A 25353-nucleotide genomic window follows, 5' to 3' on the forward strand; every position below is an offset into this window, starting at 1 on the left:
GCTGACCAACCCTTCCTTCGGTGGGCGAAAATGGCGCCACTTCCAAGTAACGGTCGGCGGTACGGCCCCGGCGCAACCGTTGAGGGCGAGCCATGGAAGCCCTCCAGGATTCCTTCTGGTGGACAGCGACGATCTCCGCCTTCGGCGGCCTGCTGCTCGGCGGGCTGGCGGCGTCCGTCTGCCAGCGGATCACCGGCCGCGCTCGGGAGGCCTCCGTAGCCCGCGAGCGGGACTTCATCCACATGATGGTGGAGAACATGCCCGGCCTGTTCGGGGTGATCACGCCCGAGGGCCGGCTGGTGCGCTGGAACCGCAATCTGGAGAGGCTCACCGGACGCCGTCCCGAGGAGCTGGAAGGGGCCCGCACCATCGACCTGTTCCCGAAGGACCAGCACCCCGGCCTCCAGACCGCCCTCCGCCAGACCCTGCAGAAGGGCCACGGCACCCTGGATCTGGAGCTGGCCGACCCGGAGGGCCGACGCATTCCCTACGGCTTCGCCTGCCACCTGGTCACCATCGCCGGCAGCCAGTACCTGGTGGGATTCGGCTACGACCTCTCCGCGCGCAAGGCCCTGGAAACCGAGCGCGAGCAGCTCTCCGAGATCATCGAGGCCGCCCCGGACTTCGTCGGCATCGCCGACCCCGAGGGCCGGATCCTGTACCACAACCCGGCGGCCAAGCAGCTGCTCGGAAACCCCAAGGGGCAGGAGCGGTGGGCCTGGGACAGCCATCCGGAGGAGGAGGCGCGACGGCTGGCCCGGGAGGCCCTGCTCCAAGCGGCCGAGCACGGCTCCTGGGAGGGAGAGATGCGGTTCCTGCGCCAGGACGGCACCGAGGTGCCCATGGCCCAGACCATCCTCGCCCACCACGACGAATCGGGGCGGGTGGCCTGGTTCTCCACCATCGCCCGCGACCTCACCAAGCACAAGGAGGCCGAGGGGCTCGCCCGGCGGCACCTCAACGAGCTCGCCCACGCCTCGCGGCTGAGCACCGCCGGGGAGATGGCCACCCAGCTCGCCCACGAGCTCAACCAGCCCCTGGCCGCCATCAGCGCCAACAGCCAGGCCTGCCTCAACTACTTCGAGCGCCCGGAGCCGGACCTGGACAAGATCCGGGCCATCCTCCAGGACCTCCAGGCCCAATCGCAGCGGGCGGGCCGGATCATCCGGCAGCTGCGCTCCTTCGTTGGGCGGGGCCAGTCCCGCTGGCAGGAGATGGACCTCAACGTGGTCCTGGAGAACGTGCTGAGCCTCGCCCGGCTGGAGACGGAAGGCCGGGGCATCCAGCTCCACAACGTGCCCGCCCCCGACCTGCCGCGCTTCCACGGCGATCCATCCCTGGTGGAGCAGGTGGCCATGAACCTGGTCCGCAACGCCGCCGAGGCCGTGAGCGAGCAGGCGGGCCGGGGGGAGAAGGCCCTGATCCTGGTGACCATCGAGGCGCAGGAGGAGGGCGAGGCCCTGATCTCGGTACACGACAACGGGCCGGGCCTATCCGGGACCGAGCTGGACCAGGTCTTCGAGCCCTTCTTCACCTCCAAGCCGCACGGCATGGGGCTGGGCCTGCGCATCAGCCAGTCCATCGTCGAGACCCATGGCGGCAAGCTCTGGGCGGAGGCGAACAGCTGGGGCGGCGCCACCTTCCGCTTCACCCTCCCCCGGGACACGCCCTCACCCCTCGCCTGACACTCCCGGTCCCGGTGGACAGCCCCCCGCCCATGCAGTACAAAATCCGGGGCAATCGCCTTTCAACGCAACACCCTACAAACGGAAAGGGCTGCGCTTATGTCCATCCAACCGCGGAGCATCGCCAAGGCGGCCGCCGGCCTCCTGGCCGGCTCCCTCGTCAGCTTGCCCGCCACCGCGCAGGACGACGCGGGCGGCGGCGACTTCATGGAGGTGACCCGCATGTCCATGGAAATCTCCCGGGACATCGCCGAAGGCGCCGTGGAGGCCTGCCGGGAGAAGGGCTACCAGGTCACCGCGGCGGTGGTGGACCGCGAGGGCAACCCGCAGGTGGTCATGCGCGACGTCTACGCCCCCGAGGTGAGCTACCGCATCGCCAAGGAGAAGGCCTTCACCGCCGTTTCCTTCTCCGTGGACACCCACCAGCTGATCCAGAACCGGGAAGGCGTCGGCGCCACCCTCAACCACATGGACGACCTGCTGTTCGCCGACGGCGGCCTCATCGTCGAGACCGGCGGCGGCCAGATCGTCGGGGCCGTGGGCGTCAGCGGCGCCCCCGGCGGGGACATCGACCGCAGCTGCGCCCAGGCGGGCATCGACGCGGTCAGCGACCGCCTGCAGTTCGGCGGCATGTAAGGGGAAGGGGCCTGTAGGAACAGGCCCCCTGTAGGAGCGGCCAGTGGCCGCGACCCCCTTCCCGCCCTTGTCTGTCGCGGCCAATGGCCGCTCCCACAAGGAGCTATTCCCGATAGCGGGCCAAGGCTCCTGTGGGAGCGGTCCATAGACCGCGACCGCCGTTCACGCCCCGGCCTGTCGCGGCTGATAGCCGCTCCCACAAGAGGCTATTTCCCATAGCGGGCGACAAGGCCCCTGTAGGAGCGGTCCGTGACCGCGACCGCCGTTCACTCCCGAGCGGTGAGCCGATACACGTGCTCCCGCAGCTCCGTCACCCCCGCCTCCCGGAACCCCGGGCTCTCCTCCAGCACATCCCAGAGCCGCAGGGTCTCCAGCTCGTAGGTCGAACCGTACAGGGTCTCCAGCTCCGGCTCGTGCACCGCGAAGGGCGGGCCGGACATCTGCTCCTGCGGGTACTCCAGGGTCCAGAACAGGATGGGCGGCCGGCTAGGGAGCAGATCGTGCATAGCCCGGCCATAGCGCTCGCGCATCTCCGGCGGCAGGGCAATGAAGGAGGCCCGGTCGAACACCCCGTCCACCGGCCCCAGGCGGTCCGCGTCCAGGTCGAAGAAGTCCCCGCACAGGATGGTCACCCCGCCGGCGTGGAAGCGCAGGAAGGGCCCGTCCTCCGTCACCTCCGGCTCCATCCCGTTCTCGGCGTAGAAATCCCGGCAGGCCTGCTCGGAGAGCTCCACCCCCACCACGGTGTGGCCGCGCTCGGCGGCCAGCCAGTGCATGTCCACCGTCTTCCCGCACAGGGGCACGAAGACCCGGCCTCCCGCCGGCACCGGCATCTCCGGCCAGAAATCCAGGAGATGCGGGTTCACCTTCTCCAGGTGCCAGTTGATCCGGTTATTCTTCCACCTATCCAGCCAGAATTCGCGGTCCATCCATGCCTCTCCGGGATACCGAATGTGTGTTCTAGGAGCAGCGCATTGTACGGGATACCCAACCGGCGCGCATGGCCCCGCGGAAGCCCGATGGAACCGGAGCGCGCCTTAGTACGTGGGACCCAGAAAGGGCCCTGTGCCGGCCCCTTGTGGGAGCGGTCCGAGACCGCGACTCCTCGGGGTGGAAAACCCGGGACGGCCGGAACCCCGGAAGAGTTGCCCGGATCTCCCTACTGCGCCATGATGTCGTCATCTGATATCACCTGGAGGCACCCATGCGCACGGTCGTCGACCTTCCCGAGGAACAGCTCAAGGCTATCAAGGCGCTGGCCAAACGGGAGAACATCTCCCAGGCGGAGGCCATCCGCCGGGCCGTCCACGCCTACCTGACCACCCGCCCGGCACCGGACCGGAAATCCCCCGCGTTCGGCATGTGGCAGGACCGCGATGAAGGCTTGCGCTATCAGCGCGCACTCCGCGACGAGTGGGCCGAATGAAGGCGGTATTCGACACCAACATCCTCGTGGACTACCTAAACGGCGTGGACCAATCCGCCGAGGAGCTCCAACGCTACACCAGTCGCCAGATCAGCCAGATCACCTGGATGGAGGTACTGGTGGGATGCCGCGACGAAAAGGAGGAGCAAACCGTCCGGGAATTCCTGGAGACCTTCGACGTGATCCCTCTCGACGGGAAAGTCGCCGAGGCCGCCGTGGTTCTTCGGCGGGCCAACGGCCTCAAGCTCCCCGACGCCATCATCCTGGGAACGGCGGAATGCGAGCAGGCCCTCCTGGTAACCCGGGACACCAAGGCGTTTGCCCCGGAATCCCCCGGCATCCGGGTTCCCTACCAGGTGTAACCAATACCAGGGAAGCACACGCTGGTGGCCGGTCAACTTCCGGGCGCCCGGTCCTGGACGCGCCACCCGGGGTCTGTAAGGGATGGAGGGAGGTCCCCTTACGACGTTACCCGGGAGCGGTTATGCCCTTCCCCTTCCATCTCGGCGGGGCAAGCTTCACCCTGGGCGCCGGGCTCTTCTGGGCGCTGGCGGTGATGGACTCCCCCGCCAGCCACGGCAACGGCGGCACCGCCATCAGCCCCGAACTGCGAAAGCCGGACGCCCGCTCCTTCGCGCCGGAGCCCATACCCCTGCCGTCCGGCGCCACCCGCCGGCCCTCCGGGCTTTCCTGGGAGGCCCGCGTGCGGCCCCTGTCCCGGGCGGAGCGGGAGTGCCTGGCGCGCAACGCCTTCTTCGAGGCGCGCGGGGAGTCCGTGGCCGGACAGGTAGCCGTGACCATGGTGGTCCTGAACCGCCTGCGCGCGTCCCGGTTCCCGGACGAGGCCTGCCGGGTCATCCGAGACAGCGCCCAGTTCTCCTGGGTGGACGACGGCCGCCCCAACGACCCGGCCGCCTATCCGGCCCCCGCCGACCAGCGAGCCTGGAAGCAGGCCCGGCGGGTGGTGGCGCAGGTCCTGGAAGGCGCCGTCCAGGACCCCACCTTCGGCAGCGACCACTACCACGCCCAGGGCGTGGAGCCCCCGTGGGCCCGGGCGCTGACCCTGCGCACCAAGCTGGGCGGGCACCGCTTCTACGCCGCCGGCGAGCCGCCCGCCCCTTGAGGAAGCCGCACCCGGTGATCGTCGGGACACCACCCTGTACTCGGGTCCGGGGGCGGAAATTGCGACGCCTATATCGCCATTTTTTGTAGGCCGGACAGTACACTGGATGGAAACAAAGACGCTTTCCAAGTAGACTGTCGCCGATTACCAACATCCGAAGGCAGCACCCATGGCCCAAGGCCCCGGCATCCTATCCCGGCGTCAGCTTGTCGTGACCCACGACCTCCTGATGGTCGGGATGGCCTGGCTGTTGAGCTTCCTGGTCCGGACGGACTTCCACATCACGGGGTTCCCCACGGACCCGGCCTTCAAGGCCTTGCCTCTGGTGATGGGCATCCAGGGTCTGCTGCTCTGGCGGACGGGGCTGTACCGCGGCGTCTGGCGCTTCGCGAGCGTCCCGGACGCCTGGAACATCGTCCGCGCCGCCCTGCTCGGCGCCCTGGCCGTGGCCACGGCCCTGTTCCTGATCAACCGCCTGGAGGGCGTCCCCCGCACCACCCTGGTCCTCTACCCTCTGTTCCTCATCCTCCTGCTGAGCGGCCCCCGGCTGTTCTTCCGCCTCATGCGGGACAACTGGCCGAACCTCACCCACGGCTCCCGGGGCGACCGCGTCCTTATCCTCGGCGCCGGCGCCTCGGGGGAGATGCTGGCCCGGGATCTGAAGACGGAGGGACCCTACGACGTCGTGGGCTTCCTGGACGACAAGCCCTCTCTGCAGGGCGCCAAGATCCGCGGCCACCCCGTGCTGGGCCGGGTAGAGGACCTACTCCAGGTGGTGGCCCGCCAGGGCGTGGACCTCATCATCATCGCCATGCCCTCCGCCTCCAACCAGGAGATGCAGCGGGCCGTGGAGCTATGCGAGCGCAGCGGCGTCCGCTTCCGCACCCTCCCCCGCATGCAGGACCTGATCACCGGCAAGGCCCGCTTCACCGACCTCCAGGAGGTGGCCATCGAGGACCTCCTGGGCCGCGATCCGGTGCAGCTTGACCAGCAAGCCATCGGCGCGGGCCTCACCGGCAAGACCGTCTTCATCAGCGGCGGCGGCGGTTCCATCGGCGGCGAGCTGTGCCGGCAGATCGCCGCCTACGGCCCCCGCCGGCTGGTGCTGCTGGAGGCGTGCGAGTTCAACCTCTACGGCATCGAGCGCGAGCTGAGCTGCGCCTACCCCGGGCTGGAGCTGGTGCCCACGCTCACCGACGTCCGCGACGAGGCGGCCGTGGAAGCGCTGTTCACCGCATATCGGCCGGATACCGTCTTCCACGCCGCCGCGTACAAGCACGTCCCCCTGCTGGAGGCCCAGTCCCGGGAGGCCATCCGCAACAACGTCTTCGGCACCCGCAACATGGCCTGCGCGGCGGCCGACTTCGGCGCGGACAAGTTCGTCCTCATCTCCACCGACAAGGCGGTGAACCCCACCAACATCATGGGCGCCAGCAAGCGGGTGGCGGAGATCTTCTGCCAGAACCTCGACGCCCGCTCGGACACCCGCTTCGTCACCGTCCGCTTCGGCAACGTGCTGGACTCCGCCGGCAGCGTGGTCCCCGTGTTCCGGGAGCAGATCGCCCGGGGCGGGCCGGTGACCGTCACCCACCCGGACATCACCCGCTACTTCATGACCATCCCCGAGGCCTGCCAGCTCATCCTGCAGGCGGAGTCCATGGGCGAGGGCGGGGAGATCTTCGTGCTGGAGATGGGCGAGCCGGTGCCCATCCGCTACCTGGCCGAGCAGATGATCCGGCTCTCCGGGAAGGAGCCGGGGCGGGACATCGAGATCACCTTCACCGGGCTGCGCCCGGGGGAGAAGCTCTACGAGGAACTCTTCCACGACGCGGAGTCGCTGCAGCCCACCGCCCACCACAAGGTCCTGCGGGCCCAGTACCGCGAGGTGGACTGGGAGCGCCTGCAGGAGACCCTGGCCACCATGGCCGAGGCCTGCGACCGGGAAGGCGCCGACCTCCGAGAGCTGGTGCGCCAGCTCGCCCCCGAATACCAGCCGCAGCAACCAGAGCAGGAAGCCCAGGCCGCGGAAGGCAAGGTGGTTTCTCTGCGCACGGCCGAAGGCTGATCAAGCCCCTGTAGGAGCGGCTACCAGCCGCGACCCCTCCGGCGTACGGCTAGTCGGGCCACATTCCCTCAGACCCTTCGGATAGGCCCGGGATACTTGGCAACCACATCGTCCGCGGTGAGGAGGAGCGCCCCTTCCGTCTCCGCCTGGGCGACGAGGATCCGGTCGAAGGGGTCCTTGTGGATAGGGGGAAGATAGCCAACCGCCATCGCATGGGTGCTGGTAATGGGCACCTCGTCGTGGCCGTTTTCCACCAGCCCGCGCCGAAGGATCTCCGGCTCCACCTGGAAATCGGGACGCTGAAGGCCCCGCTTGATGGTGATTTCCCACAAGCTGGCCGCACTGAATAGCGGCTGGTTCTCCGGATCCTCGATAAGGGACTTGGCTTGGTCGGAGAGCCTTTCCGGAGCTCCGGCCGCCCAGAGCAGCACATGGGTATCAAGGAGAAGGTGCATCATCCTCGCCGAACATGGACAGGATTTCCGCTTCCCCCATCCGGTCGAAGTCCTCCGGCACCTTGATCTGGCCAGCAAGGAACCCTATCCGCCGCGTCTTCCCTGGTTCCGGGGCCTCCACACTGGTCACCCGCGCAATGGGCTTACCGGACTTGGCTATAATAAAGGGCTTGCCTTCCTGAACCTCCTCCAGAAGCCGGGACAACCGGGTCTTGGCGTCGTGTATGTTCACCACCTCCATCAGCTGCCCCCCAGCCAAAACCTAGTTCATCAAGCTTAGTCCGTATGGCCGGGCGCGGTCAATTTCCCCAATCCCCGGCACACGCCTCCCCCATCACCGCCCGGATCCCCTCACAGAACCCCGCCACCTCCTCGTCCGTCAGCGTCGGATGCACCGGAAGCATAATGCTGGTCTCCCCCAGCTCCCGGGCCACGGGCAGGCGCTCGGCGGGAACCTACCTTCCAAGTCCACCGAAATCCTTCCGGTCATTCCTCCGGACTTCCACCTCATTCCCGCAATCCGGCCCGGAAATACAAGCAGATTATCAGGATCGGGGCCCAGGCCGTCAGCATGACCACCAAGCCCCACTCCGGCCAGGCTGCCGCCGCCCAAGCCAGGGGAGCAAGCCACAACAGATTGATAACCCCAACCGCCACCGTAACGGGTTGATGGCTACCGAATTGTCGGGCGGCATGCTGGTAGGCGTGGGAACGGTGGGCCTCGTAGAACCGCTCCCCCCGCAGCATCCGACGGGCCAGGGTAAGGCTAGCATCCACGATGAACGCCCCAAGGAGGATCAGCCAGGCCCAGAAGGTCAAACCGGCCTCGGCCCAGGTAAGCACCGCCAGGGCCGCCAGGGCAAAGCCGAGGAAACCGCTCCCCGCGTCCCCCATGAAAATCTTTGCCGGCGGCCAGTTCCAAAGCAGAAAGCCCAAGCTGGCGGCGGCGATCAGGCCCGACACTGATGCCCAGCCCGGGGCCCCAAGCCACCCCAGGAGGACCGCCGCCGTCCCGGCCACGGTTAGCGCCTCCACCCCGGCGATGCCGTCGATGCCGTCCATGAAGTTGTAGAGGTTCAGTACCCACCCGATGAACAGGACCAAAACGACGGAACCCAGCACGCCCCAATCCCACTCCAGGCCGGGCAAAGGCAAGGCCGGCGCCCCCCCGGCCCAGGCCACCACCCAGGCCCCGGCCAAGAGATGCACAAGAAGCCGCCACCTGGCGGGGAGGTCCTGGCGATCGTCTAGCCATCCGATGGCCGCTACGGCAGCCCCGCCAATCCACAATGCCGCCAAGCTGGAAAAAGAAAAGGGGACCAAAAGGGTTGAAGCCGGGAGCCCCACTAGCGTCACCGCTACCACCGCAAGCCCACCGCCTCGGGGGGTAGGCACGTCATGGGAGCTCCGGGCATTGGGAATATCCATCAGCTCGGCGGCAAGTGCATAGCGGCGCATTCCGCCGGTCAGAAAAAGAGCGGCCAAAAAGGCCGCTCCAAAAAACAAAAAAACCACCATTGCGTTCCCTAAGCATTAAACACGTGCTAGCAGAAGCACAACTGTTCTAGGAGCGAGCCTTGTAGGAACTTAAAAAGCCCTTGAAGCCTCGTTCATCTAGGAATTAAGAACGAAGTCCCCGCCCGACATCCCTGAGAGCCTCTCCAAGCGGTTCAACGACATCCCAACCCAACTGTTGGCGGGCTTTAGTAGCATCCACCCGGAGATCGCCGAAAATCTTGTCATATAAATCGGATTTCCCTACCGCCTTTGCCCCGAGCCGCAGAAAAGGACCCGGAAGAGGAACGGAGCGCACCGGCCGCCCAAGCCCTTCCCCAATAAGACTCATAACCTCGAGAGTACTCGGACATGTCTGTTCCGCAGCCAGGAAGGTCTCTCCAGAAGCGGCTGGAGCCTCAAGGGTGCGCAGAACGAGCCCATTCAAATTGTTAAGGGACACGAAAGACCGCGCATTATCCTGGAGGGGTACAGGGACGGGTACCCCCCGGTTAATGAGCTTCCCGAGCCGGGCCAGATTTCCAGGCGCCCCATAGCCGGCAACCAAGGCGGGACGGAGGACAACCACGTCCATTCCGCTGGATCCTGAAACCTCCCATAGGGCCTCTTCCGCCTCCAACTTCGAAATCCCGTAAGGCTCCATTGGAACGGCAGAAGAAGCCTCGGTAACCGTTTCGCCATTAGCCAAAGAGGAGCCATGCACCCCAATAGAGCTTACAAAAACGAATCGTTTCACTCCCGCTTGCGCAGAGGCTTCGGCAAACTTTCGGGTCGCTTCAACGTTTGCCCGCCGAAAGGCGGCCAACGGGTCCTTTCCCTGCTCCCTTAGAACATGGGCACGACCAGCCAAATGGACGACCACGTCAACGCCAACGAGCTGATCAGCCCTTAGGGAGGATTGCTCCAGGTCGCAATGCACCCATTCAATGTGGTCCGACCGGTTGACTCCCTCTCCGCTGGCTCGCGTAACCGCAACAACTTCATGACCACGGCCAGTAAGGGCCGGCAGTAATGCAGACCCTACGAACCCATTAGAACCGGTGACACAGATTTTCATTGTTCTTATTTTATAAAACGTAGGCTTCCATAAAACACATGCCATCCAAAAAGAAAAATACTAGAAAAAGGACCCTCACATGCATAATGCCTATAAAATATCCACTGGTCCTTGATCAGCTTAAACCTTTTCCTGATGCCTTTTTTAAAATCAGGGACCCGGTAAAGGGCTAAACATTCGGGAACCGCGTGGGCTGTATACCCCTCCCTCGTGATAGCCAACCATAAAATCCAGTCCTCCCGCTTAACTTCTGGAAAAAATCTTTTCCCAAGCTGGGAAGAATCCATAACAACCGTGGAGCAACCCATAAAATTGGTTTTCCGGAAGTGGTTATAGGTAAGAGTAGCAGGAGCTTTTACGAGACCCCGCTTTTGTCCATTCATCTCAATCTTCCTATACCACGTATAGGTTAATGGGAGCCCGAATTTATTCATAAATTCAATCTGTTTCTCTAATTTTGTTGGATCCCACAAGTCATCCCCGTCCAGGAAGGCAATAAACCTGCCTCTTGCCTCTTCAATCCCTAAATTTCTAGCTCTTGCGGCACCCAACCCCTCATTAAAACAGATAACCCTAATTCTCGAGTCTTTAAAGGAAATTTCTTTCGCAACCTCGCAGGTATTATCTGTTGATCCATTCTCAACAACAATTACCTCAAAATCAGTAAACGATTGGGAAACGACGGAGCCAAGAGAATCTGCAAGAAATTTGCTGTCATTATGACAAGGCACAATTACGGAAACTGCTGGAGAACCCAATTGCCGAACCTCTTTAAGGGATTGTAATATTTAAGATAGCCGACAAATAAGGAGGGTTTATTCCTTGGATAGCTGAACAACCCCATACATACACAAAAAGACTTTCCAGAAACCGTACTGAAAACACCCTACCTATAGGAACGGAACAAGTAAGGGCCACCCAAACCGACCTCTCCTTTTACCCCAGATCTCCTTCCGAACCGCCTTGGCCTGACGGCTTCCTCCGCCAGGATACCTAGCTGGGCCCTCCAGCTCACGGAGGGGGATCTCGAAAGTCCATCAAAGCCCCCGGTCCTTCCTCCTAGCGAAGTTCGGGAGTCACGCAACCCACTTGAGAATCCGCGAAGGGCTTAACACCCGCCTGAGGAAGCCGTCCCCAAAAGCGAGTGTTCAGGCGGTAAAAATGACCACCCCCTCCGGGGTAAGGAGCCGAGCGGTTCTGGGCGACGGATTTGCCTACCCGGTCAAAGGGCAGCAGAGTCACTGGCGCCCCCTGCCTGGCGATTTCTTCCAGCTAGGCAACGGTTCCGTCGTCCGAATTATCGGGAGCGACCGAGATTTCCCGTTGCTCGCGGGGTACTCTTAGTCCAATAGGTTTTCGATTCGGCCAGAAGCTTTTCCGGCTTCGTTGTGAACGGTCAGCAAAACCGTCACTGGAAGTTTGGAAGGGGCCACTAGGTCGTCCCTCCCGGGGGGCTTGGCCAAGCCAACCGCTTCAAACCCCTGTAGGTGTCAAAGGTACCCACCCCAGAGGTAAACTACCCTGTCCCGCCCACCGAATGCCGTAGCCAAACCCCATAGTCCATGCACCGGCCCTTGTTGGCTTAGTTCCAGCGGGACACGCAAGGAATTTTGGTCTTATCGCACCGATGGGCGAACTCGTGCGCGATATCCCGGACCTCCTCCATCAAACCACTTTCCAGGGTGATTGGGCTCAGACCCAGATCGATGAAGGTGTCATTGGAGACGTGAAGCTCGTTTTCAGGGGCCTCATTGCGCGGGTTGTCCAGGTAGCTTATTTCGGACCCGGTTAGCCCGGCCGCCATCTCCGCTAGATCCCGCACCTTGTGGGTCTCGGTCATCTGATTGAGGATCTTGACCCGTTCACCCTCAGCCGGTGGGTTCTCAATGGCCAGCTGGATGCACTTGACCGTGTCTTGGATATGGATAAAAGCCCTGGTCTGGCCCCCAGTTCCGTGGACCGTAAGGGGATAACCGATCGCCCCCTGCATCAGGAACCGATTCAGAACCGTTCCATAATCACCGTCATAGTCGAAACGATTGATAAGATCCGGGTGCTGTTTGGTGTCCTCGGTCTGCGTACCCCATACAATGCCCTGGTGCAGATCGGTTACCCGGACCCGGTCGTTCTGGTTGTAGAATGCGAACAGCAGCTGGTCCTGCGTCTTGGTCATGTGGTAGATGGACCCCGGACTCGGCGGGTAGAGAATCTCCTGATGGATCTCCTCACCTTCCTCAGTCTCCACCTTCACCTGCAGGTACCCTTCGGGGATCTTCATCCCTGCGGTCCCGTAGCCGTAAACCCCCATGGTTCCAAGGTGAACCACGTGGGTTTCGAGTCCGGCCTCCACGATGGCGGCAAGGAGATTGTTACTGGCGCTAAGGTTGTTCTCGACGGTGTAGCGCTTGTGCCAGGAGGATTTCATGGAATACGGGGCCGCCCGCTGCTCGGCGAAATGAACCACCGCGTCGGGCTCCTCTTCCTGAAGCAGGGTCAGAAGGCGGTGATAGTGCTCGGCGACATCGAAATAGAGATGCCGAATAGTGTTCCCGGTGACCTCCTGCCAGGCATCCAATCGCCTGGACAGGGGCTGGATGGGCGTCAGGGAATCCACCTCCAGCTCCACGTCCGTTTTGCGCCGAACGAGATTGTCAACAATCAGAACCTCGTGCCCCAATTTGGATAGATGGAGAGCAGTCGGCCAACCGCAAAAACCATCCCCGCCAAGCACTACAATTTTCATAAGAAAACCCTTTTTCAAAACCCGATTAAAGAATCACGTTCCCTGGCTTACGCCAGAAAAAGCACGTAGACGTTCGGCGATATCTTGAACGTAGGTATCGATCAGATAATCCTCTACCCGCTGCCAGCCCTTTTCTATCATCGCCTTGAGCTCCTCCGGATGGTCCATGCACCAAGCCATCTTGACGGATAGATCCTTGGGCTCGAGTCCCTCCGTCAGGACCACGGAGTTAGGGAACATGAACGGAATACTGCCCACAGGGGTGGCCAGAACCGGCACGCTCCGAGCAAAAGCCTCGACCACCACCCGGGGAGTGCCCTCTGTCCGAGAAGGGAGGCACAGGACATCGTGGGCCTCGATCACCTCCATCAAGGGCTGACCGTGAGGAACGAACCCTTGTAATCGAACCACCCCGGTTAGCCCCCACCGCTCCACCGCATCCCGGATCGCCCCTTCCTGCGGGCCATACCCTACCAGGGTCAGCTCCGCGTCATACCCCTGTTCACGTACTTCTACTAGGGCTTCAAGCAGCCGGAGGATCCCTTTCTCAGCAGAGAACCTGCCAATAAACAGGAAGCGCCGGGGGCCATCTTCCTTGAATCGGGGCGGTCGGTACGGTGCCAGCACATCCCGATCGATTAGGGGAGCAATAGGATAAACGGCCTCACCCCAAGGCCGGTACCGTTCCGCCAATTTGGATCCGTAAGGAAATACCCAGGCCCGCCCCTGCTGAAGCAGCTTCTGGATGCGGCGCTGGAACCGCCCGGCCAGCCAGGGAGCGAACCAGCCGCCCAACCGCCGCCCAGCATAAATCTGGCGCAGCGTCTCGACGGTATCCCCCCTTATAAAGAAGGCAAACCGGACCGTTCGCGGAGCAAGCAGCGAAAGCAAGAACAGCATGGAGTTGGGCCCGGGCCCTCCTACCACAACCCGCTCCTGCCGCTTCCGGGAGACCCTGATGGCCGCCAACAGGCGAGGTAGATTGCGGAAGGAGGCCCGGATGGCCCCCCAGTGCCCATCATAGGCCTTGACTTCCAACAACCGAGAAGGGATAGGGACCTCGATCAGCCCGGCCACCTCCTCCTCAGCCCGCTCCCAGCAGGGAACCGCCAGTAGAAATTCGGGCGAAAAGGCCGCCAGCCGGGCAAGAAAATCCACGAAATTCTGATTCTGGGTAAAATAGCGCCCCTGGAATTTCTCCAGAGGCTGATTGGCATACAGAAGGATCATGCAATCGCCCGTTCATCCGGAAGGGTACCCCCAACCTGGTAAGAAGATCTGGGATGATTACGTCTATTCTGGTCAAACAGGAGGAGCAAACCCAGGACTGCCCAAAACAACGTATGGGCATAGATGTCGGCCCCAATCTGAGAAACCAGGGCCCCCAGGAGGAACATGCGGCCGACGCTACCGAGCCCCCGGAAGAGCCGGTACAGGGCCACCAAGAACAAGCTCAGCCCCACGAAGCCATTGGAGGTTAGGATATTCAGGAAGGCACCATGGACGGCGATGGTTTTCCCGCCTTTTTGTGCCCCCGCTTGTCCCAGCCACTCTTTGGCCGACGGCCCGGCGCCGAACAGTGGTTTCTGCTGCAAAAGCAGCAGGGAGGCTGCCCAGGTTTTGGCACGGGCGGGGGCATGCTCATAAACCAAATGGTTGCCTTCAGCCTGCTGCAGGAGTTGGTAGGTTCCCCCTACTAACACCGCCGCCCGTTCGAACTTCTCCTGTAGCGGGGAGACAGCAAAGGCCAACCCGGCCACGAGAAGGATGAGGGCCCCATACTGAAGCAGGCGCCCGACGGAAACCCCGCCTCGACCGACCAAAACCCAATACAGAAACATAACCACAAGAGCCAGAATATTCGCCCGAGACATAGCGACCACGGCGATGGTCAGAATCCCGCCGACCAAGAGCAACCACCAGGCCTTGGTCCTCAAGACGCCCTGAAGTCGGGCCAGTAACAACAGTGGAAGGACAATAACTATTGTCCGTGCGACCACGTTGGGGTTGGATAAGGGGGTAGCAAGATAGAAGCTGAATGGAAAATTCTCCCCACGGAGAAAAAATAAATTTCCGGTAAGCACCGCACCAAGGAGGACGAATACGAGCAAAACACCAAGGAATAGGACGCCCGCTTTGGCCACTATCTGCAGGCTGGGTGCGGCAGACAATATAATTATTACGAGCAGGACCTGAAACACCAACCCGGCATTAAGGTAACCATGTGTTAGGAGCGGTAATGCAGCCAGGCCGAGGAGCGGGAACATGCCCGGGAACATACGAAATTTTCCCTGTTGCAGCACGTTGACCACACCCAATGAGGCTAGGAGCAGCCCGGTCAGTTTGGTCAGATTGAAATCCGCTACCAGAGGGGCGCTATGCAGCCAATCAGCCAAAAATAAAAGCGCAAGACCCAGAGAAATTAGGGGAATCCCAATTGGGGCCTTGGACCAGGGATGTGCGGGATGGCCTTCAGTCATTCAGCAATGCGGCGTAGATCGGAAACAGATAGGCCTTCGCCAGGCCCGACCACGCATAATCTCGCACTGTGGACGCCCGCTCGTGGGGCTGCGCTGCCATTGCCCCGGCACCCCGGGCGGCTTGGATTAGCCCTTCACAGATCACTTGAGGATCATCCTCCACGAAAATCCCTCCTACCCCTTCCTGGACGACTTGGCGATTACCCCGAGTACGGGTTGCCAGGACAGGAAGCCCGCTGGCGAGCATCTCCACAGTTTTAAGGGGGAGATTAGGGTCGAAGACGGGCTGCTGGGGAACGTAGGCCAAACCCAAGTGGTGCTCACGCAGGGTGGCCGCGAGGGCCTGCTGGCCGGAGAAAGGATGGAAGCGGATCCGGTCTGCGTAGGCAGGGGGAACCAGGGATACCAAACGCTGCTTGTCATCTCCCTCCCCCACCAGGTTCGCTTCCAGGTCCACACCAGCCTGCAGGGCCCGGACTAGGCCTTGCAGGAGGGTCTCCAGGCCCCGCACCCCGTTCATGGAACCATAGTAGATACACCGAAGCCGGCACCCTGGCTCGTATTGCACATTGTCCATACCGGGCCGGAAAAGCCCGTCATCAAACCCTAAAGGCAAAAGTGAGGTTTCCACCCCCGAGCCAATGTAAGCGTCCAAAATGGGTTGATTAAGGGCGAAAACATGGTCATACCCTTTTCCATTCACGGACCGCAACGCCCGAGCCAGCCGGTGCTTGTGGGTATTGGGGGCCATGGTCCGGATGTCAAGGATCATCTTGGTTCTGGGAGACAACAAGCGGCGCAGCCCGGGGAGCAGGCCTCCGCCCAAATGGCTGCGGACGTGGACGAGATCTGGCTGGAAATCGCGAACGGCGGCATGAAAGGCACGCAACCGGGTGACGAGGCTCCACGGAGAACTCGGCCGAAAGGAGGGAAAGCTCCCCAAGGCGGTCAACCGATCCGCTTCGGGGTGGTCGGGAACCGGACCTAATATGCCCACCCCCATCCCAGCGAATTGCGCAGCACGAGCGTAATGGTCCATGGCAAACAGCTGCCGCGAATTGCCATTGCCGGGGCGTATGAAAAGAACCCGGGTACCGGGAGCCGGAGAAGGGCTAGATAAGGGTTCCATGCAATCAACACCCCAGGTCACAAAGCAAGCGGAAGGGGGTTCCCGTTTTAAGGCCAAAACGCCGGCCTTCATCGGCAGCGCTAATATTGATGCGTCGCAGCCGCCAGCGGTCTTCCTTCAGGGGATTCCTATAACGGGTAGCGCAAGCGTACTCGGAATACTCCTTGGCCAACAGGTGACTCGAGGGGTCCATTGCCCCATAAGGGTAGGCGTAGCCGACCGAAGCCACTCCTAGGGTCTCGCGCAAGGTTTGAATGCTTCCCGCGATCTCCTGCTCCTGTTCTGCCACAGACAGCTCGGTCAAACGTCTATGGGAGTGGCCATGGGCAGCCACCTCGAACCCTGCATCATGTAGGGTTCGCCATCCTCGACGGCCCATCAGAGGAACATGGCGCGGCTGATGGTGGGAGAGGGTTTCCCCCTCCCCGCCCGTAAGAACGAAAAAGGTGGCTCCGGCTTGGAAATCCGCCAACACAGGAAGGATATCGAGGTTATTGGCATAACCATCATCAAAGGTGAGCGCCAAGTCACACCCTGGCTCTCCCGCCAACAAGGCTCGTACCGAGCAACACCTCTTCCCCCGCCTTTGCAGAAACCGAAGATGCTCGGAGAGGAGGTCGGGGGTGACATTGACCGGCAGCCCCGGGTCCGCTGCGGTGGAATGGTACATGAGTATGGGCAAGGTAATAAGCACGCTAATACCGCTCCGGAACAATCCGACGAAAAGCCAGGTACCCTTTGAGTTTGTAATACCAAAGGGGGCGTAAGCGCGGGGCAAAGGATCGACAACCCACCTGGTCCGGCGAGACGAAAAAGAGGTCGCGTTCGCGAAGGGCCTGGAGGATGGTCCGCAGGCGGGAGCTGGAATAGATTCGGCGCTCTAGGGCCTGGGCAACTTCCTCGAATTCCGAAGGGTAGGCCCAACTCCCGCCCACCCCCCCAGAAAGAAGCCTGGATCTTTAAGGCGCTTTTTTACAATGCCACTGCCGAAGAGGAAATGGGCCTCACCATTAAGTTCTTCCATGCCCTCTCTATAGGGCACTCCGGTAATGGCGCACAGGCGCTTTAGGTAATCCTGGGGCGCTTGGCCGCAGGCCCCGATCTCTAGGCTCACGAAGGGCACTCCCAAACCCAACAGGCGCCCATAATGGCTTTCAAAGACTTGGAGGGCGCGCTCTACTGGCCGACCTCTCTTCCACTGGGAATAAGCCAGGTCCAGGGGCTCCTTCCAGGTAAAAATATTCAGGACCTCGTAACCCCGTCTGCGGCCCCAGAGTGATGGTCGAGCAACCAAGGAAGATCCCCTGAGGAGTCAATTATGTAATCCACACCCAAGCTTTCGGCCGCCTCTTGCACGAAACCGGACGCTTTTCCACCACCCAGCTTCTCCCAAACGGGACAAGGATGCTCCAGGCAACTACACTCCGGATTCCAATGATGCGGTCGAAAAGGGCGATAGTAGGCATGCACTTCACCTCCATAGAAGGCCTCGGGCGCTTGGCCGAGGGCCAATCCCACGGAGGTGGTGCCAGTGCGGGCAGCCCCGCAAACATGGATTAATCGGGTCATTCTTCCCTCTTGCCCGTCGGAATCGGACGACCATAGCCGTAACGGGCCAACTCCTCCCCCGCAGCGGCTTCAATGGCCTCGAGATCCCCCTGACAAAGGCGGGCTAGCCTACGGGGGTTCTGGTTATTAAGGGGCGCAGTTACCCCATGCACCTTTAATTCCGAAATATTAGAGGTCCATTCGTTATCCAATTCTAAAAAAGCCGCAATCCGCGCTAGCTGGGCCAGGGGATCCTCTGCCAAGTCTTCATAATAGACTGTAAGGGCTCGGGGATACTCGACCAGGGATTCCCGGACTATTCTGTTCGCTTCCGCCCACTGGTACGCACAATCCGCAATGGAATATTGTCCCCCAGGCGCTTGACCATTCGTTCGGCGTTGGATGCCTTCGGCCACCGCATAGCCATTGCGTACCATGTGAATAAAGTAGGCTGGCTGGAAATGCTGGATAAGCCAGGGGATGCGGACTGCATTCACGATGGATTTTTCGACGAAGACTAGCTTGGAGCGATCGAAGCACATGCCCCACTCCCGCAGAGACCGTTGGGCCACTTGCGCTCCCTCTCCCGGGCGGGGACCCAGGTGTTCAATGCATTTGTGCCACATTCGGGGCCAGCCATAGTCTTCGGGGCGGTCCAACTTGCTCGCCAAGGCAACCCCTTCGTAAGGGAGGGTGCTGATTGAGGGATGCTGACCGAGAAGGGTATTCAAGAGAGTGGTTCCGGAGTTGTAAGCTCCCACCAAAAAAACCCATTTGCGCCCTTGGGGCGCAGGAACTAGGGGTGAAAGGTACTGGTGGAACCCCCACTGGCGGCAGCCCTTCAGCCAGATGCGCCGGGGAAGCCCCAACAGGCTAATATTTCCCATGAAACTAGTCCCCCTTACTCCATTCTGGGAAAGGGTGTCGGGGCTCATTAGCTGCCGCCCGGCCGAGTTAGGAGCAGGGACCGACTTTTACGAGCTATCCAGGAGGGAAGGGTTTTTCCGAAGCAGACAACCATCCCCCTTTTCGGAAGCAGACCAGGAAACGACAAGGCAATCTTGGCCCAAGCCTTGATACAGCGTGGAAAATCATTGGCCTGTTGATACAGCATCCCTTCCACACGCCGGTAACGAGCATGCATATAACGGCTTAGCCCAGCATCCCGATAACGCTGCTCATGGGCGCGCATCAATCCAGCCAGGCGGCCTAGTCGTCCCTCCACGTTCTGGCTGCGGCTCTTTCCCACAACCCGACCCAGGTGCACTAAAGGTTCGGAAACAAAAGAAACAGGGGAAACGGCCCCTACCCTTATCCAGAGGTCCCAATCTTCAATTAAGACCCGGCTTTCCGAAAACCCCCCCACCGATTGCAGCAATGACTTGCTCGCCATTACCGTCGACACAGATCCCACGATTACTTGATTTTTTAAAATGTCCGTGGAAACATCTCCTGAGACAGTGGGAAGGACGGTACGAGAGCGGTTTTGTCCTTCATGCCGGGTTATCCCGCAATAAACCCATTCCATTTGGCTGCCTTCTAACAGGGCCACTTGCTTTTCCACCTTTTCGAATTCCCACCAATCATCGTGGTCTAGAAAAGCCACGTACTCCCCTTCAGCAGCTTCCAGCCCCACATTACGGGCCGCCCCTACCCCGTGATTAGTAATTAGCCCGATCCATCGAATGTGCTCTTCGGAAAAATTTCCTTCCACCCCGCCAAAAGGAAGTGAGCTTCCGTCATCCACAACCAGGACCTCCAGGGCTCGATAGGACTGGTCGAGGACACTTTGAATAGCCCTAGCAAGGGTTTCGGGAGAAGAGTTGAAGGAGGTGATAACCACCGACACCAACGTTTGTTCGGGATAGATATTCATGATTTCTAGGTTTGCCCTAACCGTGCCCCGAATCCATTGAGTTCCATCTCCCTCAGGAGAAAATGCCACTAATTGGGGAGCTGTAATCGCTTTATAGTTTCGGGCCGACTTTCATGAACCGCAACGTAGTTTGGACCCTTGAAATCTTCATCGGAAGGTGTATATTTTTTGAAAGCAACCCCATAGGGGTACAATTTTCCAACCGAATACCCCTTGGCGGACAGAAGCCCGTAGAAATCTTTCAGCAAGAACCGGCTATAGATATTTAAAGGGGTATATTCGAACTGAATTACTGAGATCCTTCCTTCATCAAGCATGTCAGAAAATCCATCCAAAACAAGATTCTCAGCACCCTCCACATCAACCTTCAGCAAATCTATAAACTCAATCCCGTTTTCGGCACAATATTCCTCCCCTCTTTTGGTCTGTACTTCCTCTAAATGAAAATATTCCCGGCCAAGCTCATTGGTAATCATGGTGGAATGCGTATCTTTTTCTGCATCCATAAAAATGCGGGAATTGCCCGTTTTCGCGCTTAGGCCAAAATTATTCAGGTATACCCCCTGCTGATCTTTTAGATTTTCATTCAATCGAGCAAAGGTACCGGAAACCACCTCGAAGGCATGCACTTCCGCGATAGGAAGGAACTCCTTGGCCATCCGGGTCCACTCCCCGCGGTTGGCCCCGACATCGAAAACGGTCTGCGGGGAGAACTCTTTTAAAATCTTGATTAGGTATTTTTCTCCATTCACTCTATAATCATAATTAACATTCTCATAGGCTTTAATATATGAAAGGCAAACCTTATAAATAGACTGGTTTATAAGATTCTTATTCCGGGTGAACCGGAAGAACAATTTGTCCAACATTTTACGGGCGCCCATTCCTTCTCCATTTTTCCTAAAATGAACCGTTTTTTAGGGTAACAACTTTCGTAAAGGGACATATTTTTTGGGGACTTAATATTCCGCCTTTCCCAATAGGGGCGCACCCAGCCCCCCCCCTTATAAAAGTTCAAATACCTCTTCGAAGAAGCGGAATAGGCCGATCTAGCATTTTTTCGAGTTTTTCAACTTCACCTGCAAACTCAGCATCTAACCGTTTTCTAAACTGCGGGGAAATAGGCCCTCTTCCTCCTTCCTTCAGATTGAATCGCTTTAAGCGTTTTCGAAGTGGGAACAGATATTTCTCTCTAAAATGGCTGGAGAAAACCTTATGGACTATTTTTCTAAAAACGGGAGGTGGGCTTCTTAAAAAATTTTGAACAGCTGGAATTCGAACGGATTTATTTTTATTCTTTACATAAAAATCCGGAGAAAAACCGGGATCCACCTCCAAAAATCTCAATAAAGAGGAGAACTCCGTTTCCGGGCTTTCCTTAAACTCCTCTAGAACCATTACATATACTTGCTCTCTACCGAACAATTCGTAGTATCTATAGATCTGCTCTGACATTTTAGCTACTTCCCTATAAAAAAGAACCTTAAAAAATTCCCCCTCTTTAGGAATATCCCAGCCTTTCCTGCGCCTATCTTCTAAATTTATTGCGCTCTCAAAAGAAGAAACATCCTCATTGCCAGTCAGCAACAATTGACCATGCAAGGAATACATCATATCAACTGGATTTCTTATTATAATCACAATTTTTGAATCAGGGTTAAAATCATAAATTTCCTTCGCAGCCGAATGTGAAAACATATAGTACACGGAGGCCTCCCCAACACGAAGAAACCCTTCAGCCCCCTTAAATAGTTTTTTGTAACTTTCCCAATCCCTAACAAAATAAGGAGATTCTGGCTTCAAATCTTTCCCGAAATAAGTTGGCTCTTTATGGGGAGACATGAAAATTTGAGGGTGCTCAGAAAGATAGGAATACAAAGAGGTTGTGCCACATTTTGGCGCACCTACTATAAAAAAATCAGGAAGTTTTATCATGGTTTCGCCTCAAAATTTACAACAAATAAAATTAATAAGCCCTTCTTTGCTAATTATGCTCTCACTCCATAAGTTTTTACCCCTAAACGCTCCCTAACCACTCTACTTAACAAAACATTCCACAAAATAAAACTCACTGCCGTCCCTACCGCTGCACCAACAATTCCCCACAAGGGAATGAGGATTAAATTCAGACCTACATTTAATAACGCAGCTACTCCGAGCCACTTTGCCGTATCCTTTTCATTCCCAGTCATATTCAAAAGAGAGCCCACTGGCCCGAAAGCCGCATTTATTAGCTGCCCAAAACTTAGAATAAGGAGGGGGGAGTAAGCCTCCGTATATGGAGACCCGAAAACAAAACCCAAAATCTCCCTCCCCAAAAACGCGAAGATGAGCAAAAACGGGAAAGCAAATGCTAGTGATGCTCGTATGCTCCATGTGACTAATTGTTGGATTTTCTGATAGTCCCCCCGATGGAATAAATGGGTGAAATGGGGTGCTATGATCATATTAATTGCTTCAAGTGCAAATACAAGTAATAAGCTACCCTGAACCGCCACCCTGTAATAACCAACCTCTTCGATAGTTCCCAGGGCCCCTATCAATAAAATATCCGTATTTTTCATGATCAACTGAGTTCCGCTCAATAAAGCGAAAGGCCCAACTGCACCTAGCCAACCCTTTATCCGGTATTCAGGGACGGGCTTCTTCAATAGCTCCCGGGGCTTATTATGGTTCAGTAATAAGGCCCCAACCAAGAAGGTCAGGGCCACTGCAACCACGTTCAACATCATGGCCTCTGAAGCCCCCAGGGCTCCTTGGGGCAAGAAGATGTTAGCGCCTCCGAGAAAAGCTATAAAAAGGATTGGGCGCAGCACCCTTTCCGGTATTTGGCCCCATACCCCATAGCGAAGGCCTCTAAGGGCCGCGCCGCGTAACTTCCCCAAAGCTATGAGAGGTATTAAGGCCAGCCCTCCGTAAAAGGTAGCGAGCTGGATATTGGAATAGTGCCCGAAGAAAAACCAAGCGAGTAAAAGACCGATTCCCGCAACTGCCAGGGAAAAGAGGATGGCCGTTAAGGAGGCCCAGCGCCAGAGGCCACGCATTACTCCCCATTGTTCTTTTACTTGGGCTTGGGCTGTCTCCCTAACCACAAGGGTGGGCAACCCAAACTGAGCTGGGATAGCCATCAAAGTTACCAGGGAGGTTACATAGGCATAGATGCCATATCCCTGCGGCCCGAGCATCCGAGCAAGCATTACGGCTGTAACAAATCCGACCCCTGTTCCTACCACCTTTACCGTTAGGCTTCCGATACCGCCTCGGGCGAGCTGTCCTCCGAGGCCACTGCTACCTAGTAATTGCCCGATTGCGGCAAGTGGCCTGCGCTCCTGCAAGACGGGCATGGATTAACTCGCCCCGATCAGGTTCATCAGACCCAACGTGTTCCTCGGAAAATTCGGTTCTGGACAATTCCCTCCCTGTGCCTTAATGCATATACCAGCATTTCCTCCAGGACCTCATCAGTAAGGTAGTGAGGCCGAAGCCCTAGATCCAGGAGGCCGGTATGTTTAGGATTGTAAAAATGTTCCTCGGCTTCCTTACGGGGATTTTCCAGGTTCTGCACCTCTACCGTTAAGCCCTGGTTGCTCCCAACCCGTTGGACTTGGTCGGCCAGTTCATTGACGTTAAAGGTTTCCGTGAACTGGTTGAAAATCCGGAGGTCACTTATGTCTGGGGGATTTTCAAGAGCGAGATTCACGCAGTTGAGGGTATCTTTGATATTGAGGTACCCCCGGGTCTGACCTCCCTTGCCATAAACGGTCAAGGGGTACCCCACCACCGCTTGAACAATGAATCGGTTCAGGACCGTGCCGAACAGCTCGTCGTAGCTGAAGTGTGGCACTAGGCGCTCGTCACCCTCGTTCTCGTCGGTGTAGACCCCGTACACTGGGCCCTGCATGAGGTCGGTGACCGCCAGGTCCCACATGCGCACGTAGTACCACAGCAGATCGGTGTCCATGATCTTGGTGGTGTGATACAGGCTACCGGCCTGACGGGGATAGAGAAAGGTATCGGTGCGACCCTTGTGCTCGACCTCCAGCCATCCCTCCTCGATGTCGATGTTGGGGGTGCCGTACTCGCCCATGGTGCCCAGCTTGATGAGGTGGGCATCAGGGGCGTATTCGCGCAAGGCGTAGATGACGTTGAAGGTCACCCCCAGGTTGTTGTGCAGGGTGAGGTCCCCGGCCCGGCGGGAAAGCATGGAGTACGGCGCCGAGGGCTGCTCCGCGTAGTGGATAACCGCCTCGGGCTGGAACTCTTCGAAGATCCGGGCGATGAACTCCCAGTCGTTGAGGTCGCCGATGCGGGGGGTTATCTCGTAGCCTGAGTGGGCCTCCCACAGGCGGGTGCGCTCGTGGAGGTTGGGCACCGGGTGCAGGGGCTCGACGTCCTCCTCGCGGGCGATGCGCCGCCGGAGGTAGTTGTCCACCACCATCACCTCGTGGCCGCGGGCGGACAGGTGCATGGCGGTGGGCCAACCGAGGTAGCCGTCGCCGCCCAGGATCAGCACGCGCATCAGTTCCGCTCCTCCTTGTCGCCGGGCCAATAGCGCCGGGCGGTTTCTTCTTCGGGCTCGCCGAGCAGGCCGTTCCGCTCCAGGAAGCCCTGGATCCAGTCCGGAGATTCCGCCGGTTCCCGAGCGGAAACGTAGGGGTTGGTCACCTCCTCGGTGACCACCTCGGGGTAATCGTAGGGAATGTCGTGGTAGATGCCCCGGAAGGCGGGCAGCACCGCGAAGTAACGCGGCAGCTCCACCGAGCGCCGGGTCTCCTCGTCGCTCATGAGCTCCTCGTAGAGCTTCTCCCCGGGCTTAGTACCGATTACTTGGGTCTCAATGGCATCCGGACCAAAGCCGTAGCGCGGGGCAAGGGACCGGATCATAGCCGTGGCAAGGTCAGCGATGCGCACCACCGGCATCTTGGTGATGAACACCTCGCCGCCCTGGGCCAGGGCGGCGGAGTCAAGCACCAAGCGCACAGAGTCCTCGATGCTCATAACGAACCGGGTCATGTCCGGGTCGGTCAGGGTTACCGGACCGCCGGCCGCGATTTGGTTATGGAAGATGGGGATCACCGAGCCCCGCGAGCCCAGGACATTGCCGAAGCGGGTGGAGGCGAAGATGGGGCCATCAAAGCGCTTGCTGCTGTTGGCGGCGGTCATGAGCCGCTCGCCCATGAGCTTGGAGGTGCCCATGACGTTGGTGGGGTTCACCGCCTTATCCGAGCTGGTAAAGATCACCCGCCCCACGCCGTTCTCGGTGGCGGCGGCGATGACATTCTGCACGCCGGTGATGTTGGTCTGAACCGCCTGGTCCGGGGAGCGCTCGGAGAGGATGACGTGCTTCAGGGCGGCAGCGTGGAACACCAGGTCCACCCCGCTCATGCGGCGGGACAGCTCGTCGCGGTCGCGGACGTCGGCGACGAAGAAGCGGGCCCTGGGCTCGTTCAGGTAGGCCTGGTCCAGAAAAAAGAGGTCGGACTCGTTGTTGTCGATGCCGATGACCTCTTCGGGGGCGTAGCCAGGATCGGTGAGCAGCTGATGGACCAGCTCAGTGCCCACCGTGCCGCATGCCCCGGTCACCAGAATGCGCTTTCCTTCGAACTGGGGCATGG

24 protein-coding genes are annotated in these 25353 nt (G+C 59.3%); 6 read left to right on the forward strand and 18 right to left on the reverse strand.

The window, feature by feature from the left end:
• Nucleotides 1-92 precede the first annotated feature (92 nt).
• Together AN478_RS11910 and AN478_RS11915 are read left to right on the forward strand one after the other, a co-directional pair.
• Nucleotides 93-1685 carry a PAS domain-containing sensor histidine kinase gene (locus AN478_RS11910; RefSeq protein ID WP_054966854.1) on the forward strand — a complete coding sequence of 531 codons (1593 nt, stop codon included), beginning with the start codon at nucleotides 93-95 and terminating at the stop codon, nucleotides 1683-1685.
• Nucleotides 1686-1784: 99 nt separating this feature from the next.
• Nucleotides 1785-2321 (forward strand): GlcG/HbpS family heme-binding protein, encoded by a 537-nt coding sequence (locus tag AN478_RS11915; RefSeq protein WP_054966855.1) that lies wholly within the window; start codon nucleotides 1785-1787, stop codon nucleotides 2319-2321.
• A 266-nt stretch (nucleotides 2322-2587) separates the two neighbouring features.
• On the opposite strand, the gene AN478_RS11920 is transcribed toward AN478_RS11915, so the two are convergent.
• Nucleotides 2588-3250, reverse strand: a complete 663-nt coding sequence (locus tag AN478_RS11920) for a thiopurine S-methyltransferase (protein ID WP_054966856.1) — start codon at nucleotides 3248-3250, stop codon at nucleotides 2588-2590.
• 275 nt (nucleotides 3251-3525) lie between these two features.
• Between AN478_RS11920 and AN478_RS11925 the strand changes: the two genes are divergently transcribed.
• From AN478_RS11925 to AN478_RS11940, 4 genes are all read left to right on the forward strand, one after another.
• Nucleotides 3526-3747, forward strand: a complete 222-nt coding sequence (locus tag AN478_RS11925; RefSeq protein WP_054966857.1) for a ribbon-helix-helix domain-containing protein — start codon at nucleotides 3526-3528, stop codon at nucleotides 3745-3747.
• On the forward strand, nucleotides 3744-4109 hold the full coding sequence (locus AN478_RS11930; RefSeq protein WP_054966858.1) for a type II toxin-antitoxin system VapC family toxin: 366 nt from the start codon (nucleotides 3744-3746) through the stop codon (nucleotides 4107-4109). The genes AN478_RS11925 and AN478_RS11930 overlap by 4 nt, the downstream gene beginning before the upstream one ends.
• 122 nt (nucleotides 4110-4231) lie before the next feature.
• Nucleotides 4232-4870, forward strand: coding sequence for a cell wall hydrolase (locus AN478_RS11935; protein ID WP_054966859.1), 639 nt, complete (start codon nucleotides 4232-4234; stop codon nucleotides 4868-4870).
• 169 nt (nucleotides 4871-5039) lie between these two features.
• Complete coding sequence (locus AN478_RS11940; protein ID WP_054966860.1) at nucleotides 5040-6935, forward strand: polysaccharide biosynthesis protein; 1896 nt, start codon at nucleotides 5040-5042, stop codon at nucleotides 6933-6935.
• A gap of 68 nt (nucleotides 6936-7003) precedes the next feature.
• Here the strand turns inward: AN478_RS11940 and AN478_RS11945 are convergent, their stop codons facing one another.
• The 17 genes from AN478_RS11945 to AN478_RS11985 all read right to left on the reverse strand — a co-directional run bounded on the left by AN478_RS11945 (nucleotide 7004) and on the right by AN478_RS11985 (nucleotide 25351).
• Nucleotides 7004-7390: a type II toxin-antitoxin system VapC family toxin gene (locus AN478_RS11945; protein ID WP_054966861.1), complete on the reverse strand. Its 387-nt coding sequence runs from the start codon at nucleotides 7388-7390 to the stop codon at nucleotides 7004-7006.
• Nucleotides 7374-7631 carry a type II toxin-antitoxin system Phd/YefM family antitoxin gene (locus AN478_RS11950; RefSeq protein ID WP_054967103.1) on the reverse strand — a complete coding sequence of 86 codons (258 nt, stop codon included), beginning with the start codon at nucleotides 7629-7631 and terminating at the stop codon, nucleotides 7374-7376. Before AN478_RS11950 ends, AN478_RS11945 begins: the two co-directional genes overlap by 17 nt.
• 266 nt (nucleotides 7632-7897) lie before the next feature.
• The gene (locus tag AN478_RS11955; protein WP_054966862.1) at nucleotides 7898-8908 is read right to left on the reverse strand and encodes an MraY family glycosyltransferase; all 1011 of its coding nucleotides are present in this window, start codon (nucleotides 8906-8908) and stop codon (nucleotides 7898-7900) included.
• A 103-nt stretch (nucleotides 8909-9011) separates the two neighbouring features.
• Nucleotides 9012-10007 carry an NAD-dependent epimerase/dehydratase family protein gene (locus tag AN478_RS14865; protein WP_082433070.1) on the reverse strand — a complete coding sequence of 332 codons (996 nt, stop codon included), beginning with the start codon at nucleotides 10005-10007 and terminating at the stop codon, nucleotides 9012-9014.
• Nucleotides 9968-10720: a glycosyltransferase family 2 protein gene (locus AN478_RS13680; protein WP_074471197.1), complete on the reverse strand. Its 753-nt coding sequence runs from the start codon at nucleotides 10718-10720 to the stop codon at nucleotides 9968-9970. Before AN478_RS13680 ends, AN478_RS14865 begins: the two co-directional genes overlap by 40 nt.
• 824 nt (nucleotides 10721-11544) lie before the next feature.
• Nucleotides 11545-12705 (reverse strand): NAD-dependent epimerase/dehydratase family protein, encoded by a 1161-nt coding sequence (locus tag AN478_RS11960; protein WP_054966863.1) that lies wholly within the window; start codon nucleotides 12703-12705, stop codon nucleotides 11545-11547.
• A gap of 33 nt (nucleotides 12706-12738) precedes the next feature.
• A complete protein-coding gene (locus tag AN478_RS11965; protein WP_054966864.1) occupies nucleotides 12739-13935 on the reverse strand; it encodes a glycosyltransferase family 4 protein in 1197 nt (398 codons plus the stop codon).
• Nucleotides 13932-15185: an O-antigen ligase family protein gene (locus tag AN478_RS11970; RefSeq protein ID WP_082433072.1), complete on the reverse strand. Its 1254-nt coding sequence runs from the start codon at nucleotides 15183-15185 to the stop codon at nucleotides 13932-13934. The genes AN478_RS11965 and AN478_RS11970 overlap by 4 nt, the downstream gene beginning before the upstream one ends.
• Entirely contained in the window at nucleotides 15178-16386 is a 1209-nt protein-coding gene (locus tag AN478_RS14870; RefSeq protein ID WP_082433073.1) for a glycosyltransferase family 4 protein, read from the reverse strand. Before AN478_RS14870 ends, AN478_RS11970 begins: the two co-directional genes overlap by 8 nt.
• A complete protein-coding gene (locus AN478_RS13690; RefSeq protein ID WP_176758712.1) occupies nucleotides 16319-16840 on the reverse strand; it encodes a polysaccharide deacetylase family protein in 522 nt (173 codons plus the stop codon). Before AN478_RS13690 ends, AN478_RS14870 begins: the two co-directional genes overlap by 68 nt.
• Before the next feature lie 1039 nt (nucleotides 16841-17879).
• Complete coding sequence (locus AN478_RS13695; RefSeq protein WP_082433074.1) at nucleotides 17880-18797, reverse strand: sulfotransferase family protein; 918 nt, start codon at nucleotides 18795-18797, stop codon at nucleotides 17880-17882.
• Complete coding sequence (locus AN478_RS13700) at nucleotides 18797-19738, reverse strand: glycosyltransferase family 2 protein (RefSeq protein WP_074471193.1); 942 nt, start codon at nucleotides 19736-19738, stop codon at nucleotides 18797-18799. Before AN478_RS13700 ends, AN478_RS13695 begins: the two co-directional genes overlap by 1 nt.
• A gap of 68 nt (nucleotides 19739-19806) precedes the next feature.
• Nucleotides 19807-20622: an FkbM family methyltransferase gene (locus AN478_RS13705; protein ID WP_082433075.1), complete on the reverse strand. Its 816-nt coding sequence runs from the start codon at nucleotides 20620-20622 to the stop codon at nucleotides 19807-19809.
• Between the two features lie 130 nt (nucleotides 20623-20752).
• The gene (locus AN478_RS13710) at nucleotides 20753-21673 is read right to left on the reverse strand and encodes a sulfotransferase family protein (RefSeq protein ID WP_074471191.1); all 921 of its coding nucleotides are present in this window, start codon (nucleotides 21671-21673) and stop codon (nucleotides 20753-20755) included.
• 53 nt (nucleotides 21674-21726) lie between these two features.
• A complete protein-coding gene (locus tag AN478_RS13715) occupies nucleotides 21727-23082 on the reverse strand; it encodes a flippase (RefSeq protein ID WP_082433076.1) in 1356 nt (451 codons plus the stop codon).
• 26 nt (nucleotides 23083-23108) lie between these two features.
• The gene (locus tag AN478_RS11980) at nucleotides 23109-24257 is read right to left on the reverse strand and encodes an NAD-dependent epimerase/dehydratase family protein (protein WP_054966867.1); all 1149 of its coding nucleotides are present in this window, start codon (nucleotides 24255-24257) and stop codon (nucleotides 23109-23111) included.
• Complete coding sequence (locus tag AN478_RS11985) at nucleotides 24257-25351, reverse strand: SDR family NAD(P)-dependent oxidoreductase (RefSeq protein ID WP_054966868.1); 1095 nt, start codon at nucleotides 25349-25351, stop codon at nucleotides 24257-24259. Before AN478_RS11985 ends, AN478_RS11980 begins: the two co-directional genes overlap by 1 nt.
• Nucleotides 25352-25353: the final 2 nt, after the last annotated feature.

This window comes from Thiohalorhabdus denitrificans (genome assembly GCF_001399755.1).
In the GTDB taxonomy this organism is placed as follows: Bacteria; Pseudomonadota; Gammaproteobacteria; order Thiohalorhabdales; family Thiohalorhabdaceae; genus Thiohalorhabdus; species Thiohalorhabdus denitrificans.

Bases quoted from the DNA above. Each gene is read 5' to 3' on its own strand.
- AN478_RS11910 (WP_054966854.1), top strand. From the start codon at position 93: ATGGAAGCCCTCCAGGATTCCTTCTGGTGGACAGCGACGATCTCCGCC.
- AN478_RS11915 (WP_054966855.1), top strand. From the start codon at position 1,785: ATGTCCATCCAACCGCGGAGCATCGCCAAGGCGGCCGCCGGCCTCCTG.
- AN478_RS11920 (WP_054966856.1), bottom strand. From the start codon at position 3,250: ATGGACCGCGAATTCTGGCTGGATAGGTGGAAGAATAACCGGATCAAC.
- AN478_RS11925 (WP_054966857.1), top strand. From the start codon at position 3,526: ATGCGCACGGTCGTCGACCTTCCCGAGGAACAGCTCAAGGCTATCAAG.
- AN478_RS11930 (WP_054966858.1), top strand. From the start codon at position 3,744: ATGAAGGCGGTATTCGACACCAACATCCTCGTGGACTACCTAAACGGC.
- AN478_RS11935 (WP_054966859.1), top strand. From the start codon at position 4,232: ATGCCCTTCCCCTTCCATCTCGGCGGGGCAAGCTTCACCCTGGGCGCC.
- AN478_RS11940 (WP_054966860.1), top strand. From the start codon at position 5,040: ATGGCCCAAGGCCCCGGCATCCTATCCCGGCGTCAGCTTGTCGTGACC.
- AN478_RS11945 (WP_054966861.1), bottom strand. From the start codon at position 7,390: ATGCACCTTCTCCTTGATACCCATGTGCTGCTCTGGGCGGCCGGAGCT.
- AN478_RS11950 (WP_054967103.1), bottom strand. From the start codon at position 7,631: ATGGAGGTGGTGAACATACACGACGCCAAGACCCGGTTGTCCCGGCTT.
- AN478_RS11955 (WP_054966862.1), bottom strand. From the start codon at position 8,908: ATGGTGGTTTTTTTGTTTTTTGGAGCGGCCTTTTTGGCCGCTCTTTTT.
- AN478_RS14865 (WP_082433070.1), bottom strand. From the start codon at position 10,007: ATGGCATGTGTTTTATGGAAGCCTACGTTTTATAAAATAAGAACAATG.
- AN478_RS11960 (WP_054966863.1), bottom strand. From the start codon at position 12,705: ATGAAAATTGTAGTGCTTGGCGGGGATGGTTTTTGCGGTTGGCCGACT.
- AN478_RS11965 (WP_054966864.1), bottom strand. From the start codon at position 13,935: ATGATCCTTCTGTATGCCAATCAGCCTCTGGAGAAATTCCAGGGGCGC.
- AN478_RS11970 (WP_082433072.1), bottom strand. From the start codon at position 15,185: ATGACTGAAGGCCATCCCGCACATCCCTGGTCCAAGGCCCCAATTGGG.
- AN478_RS14870 (WP_082433073.1), bottom strand. From the start codon at position 16,386: ATGAAGGCCGGCGTTTTGGCCTTAAAACGGGAACCCCCTTCCGCTTGC.
- AN478_RS13695 (WP_082433074.1), bottom strand. From the start codon at position 18,797: ATGAGCCCCGACACCCTTTCCCAGAATGGAGTAAGGGGGACTAGTTTC.
- AN478_RS13700 (WP_074471193.1), bottom strand. From the start codon at position 19,738: ATGAATATCTATCCCGAACAAACGTTGGTGTCGGTGGTTATCACCTCC.
- AN478_RS13705 (WP_082433075.1), bottom strand. From the start codon at position 20,622: ATGGGCGCCCGTAAAATGTTGGACAAATTGTTCTTCCGGTTCACCCGG.
- AN478_RS13710 (WP_074471191.1), bottom strand. From the start codon at position 21,673: ATGATAAAACTTCCTGATTTTTTTATAGTAGGTGCGCCAAAATGTGGC.
- AN478_RS13715 (WP_082433076.1), bottom strand. From the start codon at position 23,082: ATGCCCGTCTTGCAGGAGCGCAGGCCACTTGCCGCAATCGGGCAATTA.
- AN478_RS11980 (WP_054966867.1), bottom strand. From the start codon at position 24,257: ATGCGCGTGCTGATCCTGGGCGGCGACGGCTACCTCGGTTGGCCCACC.
- AN478_RS11985 (WP_054966868.1), bottom strand. From the start codon at position 25,351: ATGCCCCAGTTCGAAGGAAAGCGCATTCTGGTGACCGGGGCATGCGGC.